At 42.3% G+C, this 10,669-nt stretch carries 6 protein-coding genes; 2 read left to right on the top strand and 4 right to left on the bottom strand.

All coding sequences use genetic code 11. The annotated features are described in order from the left end of the window. Together DW205_RS19640 and DW205_RS19635 are read left to right on the top strand one after the other, a co-directional pair. The coding region (locus tag DW205_RS19640) for a TonB-dependent receptor (protein WP_233523167.1) at nucleotides 1-3,144 on the top strand (3,144 nt) is incomplete at its 5' end. 26 nt (nucleotides 3,145-3,170) lie between these two features. Beyond that, complete coding sequence (locus tag DW205_RS19635) at nucleotides 3,171-4,763, top strand: RagB/SusD family nutrient uptake outer membrane protein (protein ID WP_008778128.1); 1,593 nt, start codon at nucleotides 3,171-3,173, stop codon at nucleotides 4,761-4,763. Between the two features lie 83 nt (nucleotides 4,764-4,846). Here the strand turns inward: DW205_RS19635 and DW205_RS22385 are convergent, their stop codons facing one another. From DW205_RS22385 to DW205_RS19615, 4 genes are all read right to left on the bottom strand, one after another. Beyond that, nucleotides 4,847-4,990 carry a hypothetical protein gene (locus DW205_RS22385; RefSeq protein WP_005866422.1) on the bottom strand — a complete coding sequence of 48 codons (144 nt, stop codon included), beginning with the start codon at nucleotides 4,988-4,990 and terminating at the stop codon, nucleotides 4,847-4,849. 487 nt (nucleotides 4,991-5,477) lie between these two features. Next, complete coding sequence (locus DW205_RS19630) at nucleotides 5,478-5,666, bottom strand: hypothetical protein (RefSeq protein WP_005866426.1); 189 nt, start codon at nucleotides 5,664-5,666, stop codon at nucleotides 5,478-5,480. 446 nt (nucleotides 5,667-6,112) lie between these two features. Continuing rightward, the gene (locus tag DW205_RS19620) at nucleotides 6,113-7,687 is read right to left on the bottom strand and encodes a RagB/SusD family nutrient uptake outer membrane protein (protein WP_005866428.1); all 1,575 of its coding nucleotides are present in this window, start codon (nucleotides 7,685-7,687) and stop codon (nucleotides 6,113-6,115) included. Between the two features lie 27 nt (nucleotides 7,688-7,714). Continuing rightward, nucleotides 7,715-10,669: TonB-dependent receptor (locus DW205_RS19615; protein WP_147326770.1), on the bottom strand; the 2,955-nt coding region annotated here is incomplete at its 5' end.

Genomic DNA, 10,669 nt, shown 5'->3' with positions numbered 1-10,669 from the left:
CAGGGGATAGCTAAAGCCTCAGCGTTCTGTTTGCTGCTTTCTGCCTTCTCTGTAAACGCCGCTATGGCCGCTCCCGCTCCCGCAGGCACGGTTGATGAAGTAATGGCAGTGCAGCAAGGCAAGAAAGTAACAGGTGTGGTTGTTGACGGTACAGGTGAGCCTGTTATTGGCGCTAACGTGGTGGTGAAAGGCACTACAAACGGTACGATCACTGATTTCGATGGAAATTATACGATCGAGGGTGTGCCCGCCGACGGAGTTTTGGTGATTTCCTATATTGGTTATTTATCTCAAGAGATCCCTGTAGGCAACCAATCTGCAATCAATGTTACATTGAAAGAAGATACACAGACTTTGGATGAGGTAGTAGTAGTAGGTTACGGTACGATGCGTAAATCGGATGTAACAGGTTCTATTTCTACAGCTAAAGGAGAAGAGATGTTAAAAGCTCAAAACTTTAGTGCATTGGATAACTTGCGTGGTAAGGCTGCCGGTGTAAATATCTTCTCTAACTCTAGCCAGCCGGGTGCTTATGGTAGCCGTGTTGTTATCCGTGGTCAAGCGACAATTAATGCCTCTTCTGATCCGTTGTATGTTGTGGACGGCGTAGTAATGGAGAACTTCTATTTGATGAACCCGAATGACATCGAGTCTATGGAGGTATTGAAAGATGCTTCCGCTACCGCTATCTATGGTGCTCGTGGTGCCAATGGTGTTATCATGGTTACTACGAAACGTGGTAACAAAGAAGGTGGAACGAAGGTTAGCTACTCTGGTTCTGTAAGCTTGGCTCATCGCGCTCGTAAGATGGATACGATGAATGCGCAGGAGTGGTGCGATGCTTTTATGCAAGGTATTGAGAATGAGAATAGATGGGGATCTGATAAGGATGGCAATCCATTTAACTGGTCTACTAATCGTGCGGATTGGTTTACAGATCGTCGTTTCTTCGATTCTAACGGTAATCCTCTTTATGATACAGATTGGCAAGATGAGGCAACTCGTACAGCGATCTCTCATAACCATCAATTGAATGTTCAGCAAGGTGGCGAGAAATCATCTATGGGTGCATTTTTGAACTATACTGATAACCAAGGTATCATGTTGAATACCTATTCAAAACGTTTGAATGCAAAGATCGCTTATGATGCGAATCCTACAACATGGTTATCTACAGCGATCAACTTGGCGGTGAACCATACTTGGGGTAACTCTACTCCAGAAGACGGTGGTGGACAGGATGCTCGTCGTACTATGATTGAAATGGTTCCTTGGATGCCGGTTCAATATAATGGCAAATATACCTCCACCAATACTCCAGAAGGGATGCCAATGGACTTTGAGGCAATGTCTAACCCTGTTCATATCTTGAAGACCTATAAGAATATGAACTATAATACAAAAGTATTCGGTAATGCAGCCTTGACATTCCATATCATCGAAGGTTTGGATTTGAAGACTCAATTCGGTGTTGACGCTAACTTTAAGACTTTGCATAAATATATGCCAAGTGACTTGGTGAATTTGGCATATGACCAACATGGACGTGCTGAAAGATATCATGCAAATACTCTTTATTGGCAGGAAGAGACTTACTTGACTTATAATAAGACGATTGGCGAGCACCGTATCAACGCTATGGCCGGTTTGTCTTGGCAGGAGCGCAAGTATGATTATTCTAGAATGTATACAGAAAACTTCACTACCGATTTCTTTGAGGACTTCAATATGGACGCAGGTACGAAGCCTGATGCTCCGAAGACTTATTGGGAACGTTGGGCTATGAACTCCTATTTCTTACGTTTCGCTTATACATTCAAGGATCGTTACTCCGCTACAATTACTGGTCGTTATGACGGTTCTTCTAAGTTTGGTAAGAATAATAAATATGCGTTCTTCCCATCAGCGGGTTTGGCTTGGAACATCACGCAAGAAGACTTTATGTCTGATCAAAATACGATCAGCAACTTGAAGTTGCATACCAGCTACGGTTTGACTGGTAACTCTGAGATTGGTGTTTACAAATCTTTAGCAACAGTTAAGAGCGAAACGTTATTATTGAACGGAACACGTAATTCCTATTCTTATTTAAATAGATTGCCTAACTCTGATCTGAAATGGGAGAAAACCGCCCAGTTCGATATAGGTTTCGATTTAGGTTTGTTCAATAATAGAATTACGTTAGATGCTTCTTATTACAACAAGAAGACTTCTGATCTGTTATTGGATGCTCCGGTTCCTCATACAACAGGTTTCGAGACTGTTTATAAGAATATCGGTTCTATCCGTAACCAAGGTTTGGATCTGATGTTATCTACTCGCAATATTGATACAAAAGACTTCACATGGACAACATCCATCAATGCTAACTTCAATAAAAATAAGATCTTATCTTTGGGTGACAATGACGAGGATATCTTGAAAAACGAATGGGTGAGCGGTGCTTCTATCTTGCGTGTAGGCGAAAGCGTAGGTAGTTTCTATGGTTACAAACGTTTAGGCGTTTATACAATAGAAGATTATGAAGCTGGTAACTGCCAGAAGAAACAGATCGGTCGTGCGAAACGTTCTTCTGAGCGTGAGATCATAGGTAAAGGTGTACCCGATTGGACTGGATCTATGATCAATACATTACGTTACAAGAATTGGGATTTCACTTTGGATTTACAATTTGTCGCTGGTGTTCAGACCTTGCAACAGTTCTATCACTCTACATATGACCGTTTCGGACAGACTAACGGCTTGACAAATATCTTGTATGACGCATATAATGGAACGAATCCTAATTCTATGCAGCAAGCTATCTGGTTGTTCAACGGTGGTCACGCAGGACAGGATACTTTGACAGACTCTCAATGGGTGGCTAATGGTTCTTATTTACGTGCGAACTTAATCCAGTTAGGTTATACTTTTGACTCAAATCAATTGGCAAAGACTCCGTTTAGTAGCTTACGCCTATATTTGAATGTGAACAATGCGTTCTTGATTACAGCGAAAGACTTTAATGGGTACGATCCTGAAAGTACATCTCAGATCTCTACATCTAACGGTTCAGTATCTCCAGAACAATTTGGTCAGAATATGGCCTTCTTCTCTTATCCGAGAGCTAGAACGTTTACGTTGGGTGTAAATGTAACATTTTAATTAATTAAATTATTCAGAAAATTGCAATGAAAAAAATATTAACAACAGCTATTTTATGTGCGGGATTGGTAGGATTTACCGCATGTGACAGTTTTTTGGATGAGGATCCGAAGTCGTCCTTGACTTTGGATACCTATTATAAGACAAGTGCTGATATTATTGGCAATGTCAATTATCTATATCGTGATGGTGCTCCTGATAAGATGGGTAATATGACTGGTGCTTATAGAGGTTCTAGCTTGTCTGTAATGAACATGGTAACTGGTTATTTCGTGAATGAATATGAAGGTCAGGAAGTAGACTGTTCCTATGCTCGCCAGTTGACTCGTCAGGACTTTACGCAATCTTGTTGTAATTATTTGACTAATGACACTTGGAAAAGTTGTTATAAGTCGATCAATGTAGCGAACGCAGTTATCAAGTATGTTGATGGTGTGGAAATGGATAATCAAGCTCAGTATAAAGCAGAGGCTCGTTTCTTCCGTGCATTGAACTATTTCTATCTTGTAAAAATGTTTGGTGATGTTCCAATGGTTACAGAACCTACAGAAGATGCTACTTTGGTTGAATATCCGACTCGTACGGCTGCATCGGAAGTTTTCAATACAGTTATCATTCCTGATTTACAGTTTGCTGTAGAGAATTTACCTAATGCTACTTTTGCAGGAAATAGTCACCGTGTGACAAAATATGCGGCTGATATGTTGCTGGCCGATGTTTACATGAGACTAGGAGAGTACGCTAATGCGGTTACTCCATTGAAAGATGTAATCAATAGCGGAAAATTCGCTTTGGCTACTAACGATAACCTTGCGGAAGGTAGTGCGTTCAATAAGTTACGTACAACAGATGATCTGCCAGAGGTTATTTATGCCCGTGAATATGACGCAGCTATTTCTCCTAACGGTAATATCCCGGTTCACGCATTCAATTTGATTTCTCCGACATTCTTCGCTAATTCTTCTACTGGAAACAAATACTCTTTGTGGGTAAATGTGTATGGTGTTAGCGAGCGTTATTTGAATGTGTATGGTGAGAAAGACTTGCGTGCCCAGATGAATCAGTTCTTCCATCGTACATATACGCATCCTGTTGATGGAACAACTCTGGATATGAAGATGCTTTGTAACTGGTACTGGTATGATGAGACTGCTATCTTAGAGACTGGTAAGGGTACGAAAGACTGGAACTTCTATCGTTATGCTGAAACATTATTATCTGCCGCTGAAGCTATCGCTCAGTCTAGTGGGGTAAACGCTGAGGCTGCCGGCTATTTGGCACAAGTTAAGGCTCGTGCAAACATGGAAGGTAAGACGGTAGCCGCAATTACTGCCGATCTTCAGAAATTAGGTAAGCAGGCCTTTATCGAGGAATGCTGGACAGAGCGTTTGCGTGAGTTCCCATTGGAAATGAAGATTTGGGATGACTGTGTTCGTACAGGTAAATTCCCTCAAATCTCCGCTACAAACAAGGGTGAGGTTCAATTCGTTGATTTAATTGGCGCTAAGAATGGTAGCGGTGCTACATTCAAGGCAACAGACTTATACTGGCCGATCCCTGTAAACGAGATCCAACGTAATCCGAATTTAACTCAGAATGAGGGATATTCAGCGAAGTAATTACTTTTTATTTCAATAACTGATGGCTGAAAGGGAAGGATGAGTGATTATTCTTCCCTTTCTTCCTTAATACAAGAACCCCATCATCCATAACGGGATCTTATTTTTATATCATCCGCAACGATAAAACCGTCCGGTATCCCTTCTATTGGTGAGTACCTTTTTCGTTTGCCACCGATCTCGAACGTATAAATTCCATCCACTAAAAAATCGTTGGCTTCGCTCATACTTTACAAATTTATCCTTTCTATTTTATCTGTAATACTCGGATGTAAATCTAAGGTTGTTACTTGGTGAGACTTTTTCAATTGGTTCGCAAAGAACGTCTCCCGCATGTTGCCGATATTCGCTTTCAAAGGCGAGAGGATATACATCAGATTTCTATTTTTCAAGTAGATATTGTCCGGCTTTTGCAGGCGAGAGATACCAAAAGTAGAAACAGTTGTAGGTCAGCTTACTTTCTGCCAATACGTTTAGATAAGTCAATAAAACGTTTCTCGTGATACTAATCCATTCGCAGAGCTTACTGATATTCGGGATAAAAGGGGCCGGTAAAGATAATTTGCAGTTCTGGCATATCATCGTATATATTCTTCAACTCTTGGCTTTACTGGGGGGATTTATGTACCTCATCCAAGTGTAAGCGTGTTCCTCCTCGTTTCACGAAACGATCCGCAAAGTCATATAATGTATTGTCAGAGAAATAGATACTATCTAAGCTGACATATATGGTTCGTTCGTCTTGCGGAAAATTTCGCTTGATATGCTGTTGCGGTACACTCCCCGAGCACCTCTTATACCGATCAACCGGGCATCCCGATTAATCTCGTACACCGTGCTTCTAATAAAGGCGGTAGAGGTAAATCGCAACTTCTTTCGATACATCTCTATCAATCGCTCCATAATCGTACTTATATATATGCAAATATAACAAATTGTTTATAGCAGAGAGCAATTTTGGGCGTTTTTTGTTTACAGAAGGAAGCAATTGCTTATCCTCTAGCCTGTGTCAAAGTAAAGGATGTTTATGAAGTACTAGTGACTTGGCAAAGTAATATATACTGCGTGGGCAAAATAAGTATATATCCTTTGAGTAAGTCAGTAGTACTGCTCAGAAAATCATTCTTTTTTCTTCACCTTCCAACCGTCCTTCTAACTTAGCAGAATCCAGTATGTCATTTCTTGCTCTTTTGTTTTCATAGTTGAAAGTGAATAATAAGACAACCAAACCAAAATTCTGTATATTATACATTGTTTCATGCAACTTGCTGACTAATCAAGCTACCAAAAAGAGAGGGAAGGATGATCGCTCATTCCCTCCCTCTCTAGCCATCAGTTATTGAAATTTATTATTGAACGGCATAACCCTCATTTTGAGTCAAACTCGGGTTACGTTGCATCTCGTTCAAAGAGATCGGCCATAACAAGTCGGAAGACTTGAAGGTCGCGCCGGAAGCGTTCTTTGCGCCAACTAAGTCAACGTATGTAACCTTACCCTTCTCTGTAGAAGAGATTACAGGGAACTTACCTGTACGCAAACAGTCATCCCAAATCTTGAATTCCAACGGGAACTCACGCAAACGCTCTGTCCAGCATTCCTCGATAAAGGCCTGCTTACCTAATTTCTGAAGATCGGCAGTAATTGCGGCTACCGTCTTACCTTCCATGTTTGCACGAGCCTTAACTTGTGCCAAATAGCCGGCAGCCTCAGCTGTTACACCTTGAGACTGAGCGATAGATTCAGCAGCGTCAAGCAAAGCCTCTGCGTAACGGAAGATATCACGGTCTTTCGTAGAACGTCCTGTGTTCAACAAAGCGTCCTCATCATACCAGAACCAGCAACCACAAGCATTCTCAGGAGCCGTCCAAGTCTTGCCATTATCCGGATTTGTATAATTCCAATGGAAGAATTGATTTGGCTGGATACGTAAGTCGTTTGCCGCATACACGTTCAAGAATTGATTCGTTGGCCCGTATGTACGCTCAAAGATAGAATACGTACCAAATATAGCTGTAGCCGCTGAGTTGAACGCATAAGTAGGCCACCAACCACCGTTACTGATCGTTGCGTTGTACTCATAAGAATAGATAGACTCAGCCAAACCGTCTGTCGTACGGATCTTATTATAGGCAGAACCCAATGCTAAATCATCGTTGGTTGCCAAAGCATGCGGAGAATCGATCACCGTCTTTACCGCAGAAGCAGCGTCGGCATACTTACCTTGTTGCATATAAACGGAAGTCAAAACCATAGCGGCAGCATACTTCGTGATACGGTTACTATTGTTGTAGAAAGTAGCAGCCGGCAAAGCATTAACGGCATCCTTCAAGTCGGATTCGACCTGAGCATATACTTGCTCTACAGAAGCACGCTCCAAATACATGTTCTCCATAGATTCGTACGGCTCTACTGTCAATGGAACACCACCAAAGATCTTCACCAAGTTGAAGTAGTTCCAAGCTCTAAAGAACTTTGCCTCACCGATCAAACGATTTGCCAAAGACTGATCCATTGAGATCTCGGGGATATACTTGATAGCGCCATTAGCTACGTTGATAGCCTTGTAGCAATCATCCCATATACCGTCAATAGTTACGGAAACAGTCATCGTATTCTGCTGACGAGTCAACTCGCGAGAATATTTACAAGTCAGCTCCTGACCTTCATAACTGTTTGTAAAGTAACCGGTCAATTGTCCTGTGATAGAGGCAAACGGACCTACGTAAGCACTACCCGCACCTGTGAGCTTACTTGAAGCTCCCGTACGATACAAATAGTTCACGTTAGCCTGAGCTTGAGCCTCTGTCTGGTAATAATCCGGGGCTGTCAACGATGACTTCGGTTTCTCTTCCAAGAAATCATTACATGCGCTGAACCCGGTTAAACAAGCGCATGCAATCGCTACTGTCAATATTTTTTTCATTTCTAAAAATTCTACTGATTAAATGAATTAAAATGTTACATTAACACCGAACGTGAAAGTTCTCGCTCTTGGATAAGAGAAGAATACCATGTTCTGACCGAACTTATTACTATCACCCTGCGATGTACCCTCAGGATCGTAACCTGTGAAATCGCTAGCAGTAATCAAGAATAAGTTATTCGCACTTGCGTACAAACGCAAAGCAGACAAACCGATCTTGCTAATCACGTTTGAGTCAAAAGTATAACCCAATTGCAACATGTTACAACGCAAGTAAGAACCATTGGCGATCCATTGAGAATCTACTGTCGTATCCTGACCTGCATGGCCTGAGTTACACAAGTAAACAGCCTGTTGCATCGTGTTCGGGTTCGATCCGTTATATGCGTCATATAAAATATTGCTCAAACCATTCGTGATACCGAAACGGTCGTAAGTAGAGTGGTAGAACTGTTGCATGGTCTCAACACCCCATACGAACTGCAAGTCCATCGTCAAATCGAAGTTTTTGTAAGAGAAGTTGTTGATCCAGCTTCCAGTCCAGTCCGGCATACCTTTGCCGATGATCTCTTTCTTATCCGTACGTTTCGCACGACCGATCTGGTTCTTCTCGCACAAGCCGTTATTGAAATCTTCCTCCGTATAAACACCCAAACGTCTGTAGCCATAGAAAGAACTCATGTTCTCACCTACACGCAAGATACTTTCAGAACCACCTACCCAGCTGTTCATCTCGATATCCTCATTATTGTCGCCCAACTGAAGGATCTTGTTCTTGTTGAAGTTTAAGTTAATCGTAGAACTCCAATTGAAGTCTTGTGTCTGAACTGGGCGTGCGCTGATCATTAAGTCCATACCTTGGTTTCTTACAGAACCGATATTCTTATACACTGTCGTGAAACCTGTAGTGTGAGGAATCGGGCAATCCAACAATAAGTCGGTTGTCTTCTTGTTATAGTAAGCTACATCGAAAGACAAGCGGTTCTGCCAGAATCCAATCTCGAAACCAACATCAAACTGACCAGTCTTCTCCCATTTCAAATCCGGGTTCGCCATAGAGCTGATGTAAGAATACGGAGCGCGAATATCGTTGATCAAAAGCGTACCAGAAGAAACACGAGCCAATGACCGATAAGTGTCAATCTCGGAGTTACCAGTCAAACCGTAGCTAGTGTGCAACTTCAAATTGCTGATCGTGCTTTGATCTTGCATGAAATCCTCTTGAGAGATATTCCAAGCCAAACCTGCAGATGGGAAGAACGCATACTTGTTGTTTTCACCAAACTTAGAGGAACCATCGACACGACCTGTTACGGTTGCGGAGTAACGATCTTTATATGTATAAGCGAAACGCAAGAAATAAGAGTTCATCGCCCACCGATCGTAAGAAGACTCAGGAGATGCCGGAGTTGTACCTGCGGACATATTATTGTCCTCAAAGAAATCATCCGAGAAACCTTCTGTTCGTGCCTTATTCCACTTTTGCACACGCTCTTGCCAAGACAAACCAGCCATAGCGTTGATACGATGATCACCGAATACCTTATTGTAAGTCAAGTAAGTCTCCTCCTGCCAATAAAGTGTATTCCAATTTTGGTACTCAGCCCAACCATTCGGCATGGAGATGTTGTTCAAATCGATAGAAGAATAACCTCTATACGTTTTATTATGATGGTCAAGACCTAGTTGAGTCTTCAAATCCAAACCTTCAGCCAAGTGGAATGTCAAAGCGGCGTTACCAAACACCTGCGTGTTGTAGCGCATACGTTTTTGCATATCCAAGATCATGACTGGGTTAGACATACCCTCAAAGCCTAATACATCACCAATGGAAGAAGAGGTAGAAGTGGTATATTTACCATTCTTATCGCGAATCGGCATCCAAGGAACCATCTCGATCATGGTACGACGAGCCTCTTGGCCACCACCATCCTCAGGCGTATAACGCCCCCATGTATGGTTAACCAATACATTGACTGCCGTAGACAACCACTTCGTAGGATTTGCGTCGTATGCCAACTTCGCATTAATACGCTTATTATACGTATTGTTTACAATACCCTGTTGATCCGTATAGTTCAAGAAAGCACCCATTGAAGAGCTCTTACCCGCTTGTTGGATATTCAACTGATGGTTGTGAGAAACCGCGGTACGAGTAGCCTCATCTTGCCAATTCGTATCATACAGAGGATTACCGTTTGCATCAAAGAAATCTGAATCATTAAACCAATCAGCACGGTTCAAAGACCAATTTTTACCTTGCCACTTATTCTCGTTTTCCAGACCAATCATGAATGCGTCACACCACTCTTGGGCGTTCATCGTATCCATCTTACGAGCGATATGGCTTGCGCTGACAGATCCTTGATAGCTAACCTGTACACCTTCACCATCTTTCTTACCACGCTTCGTAGTTACCATGATAACACCATTGGCACCACGAGCACCGTAGATAGCGGCAGCGGAAGCATCTTTCAAGACCTCCATAGACTCGATATCATTCGGGTTCACCAAGTCGAAGTTCTCCATAACAACACCGTCTACCACATATAGAGGGTTTGAAGAAGCGTTGATAGTAGCCATACCACGGATAACGACACGGTTAGAATAAGCACCCGGCTGGCTGGAGTTTGAGAAGATGTTTACACCAGATACCTTACCGCGCAAGTTGTCTAGCGCACTAAAGTTTTGATTCTTTGTCAAGTCGTCTCCTTTAGCCACACCGATAGAACCGGTCACGTCTGACTTACGCATCGTACCATAACCTACAACTACAACCTCGTCCAAAGTTTGAGTGTCCTCTTTTAAAGTTACTTTTATTGAAGATTGATTTTCCACCGGGATCTCTTGGGACAAATAACCGATATAGGATACCACCAAGATGTCATTTGCGGACACGCCTTCCAACGAGTAATTACCGTCGAAGTCCGTGATCGTACCATTTGTAGTGCCTTTCACCACCACGTTAGCGCCAATAACAGG

It is taken from the genome of Parabacteroides sp. AM17-47, from assembly GCF_003434625.1.
Classification (GTDB): Bacteria; Bacteroidota; Bacteroidia; order Bacteroidales; family Tannerellaceae; genus Parabacteroides; species Parabacteroides distasonis.
Note: the sequence above shows the minus strand (reverse complement) of the source record. Positions and strands in the feature narration are given on the sequence as shown.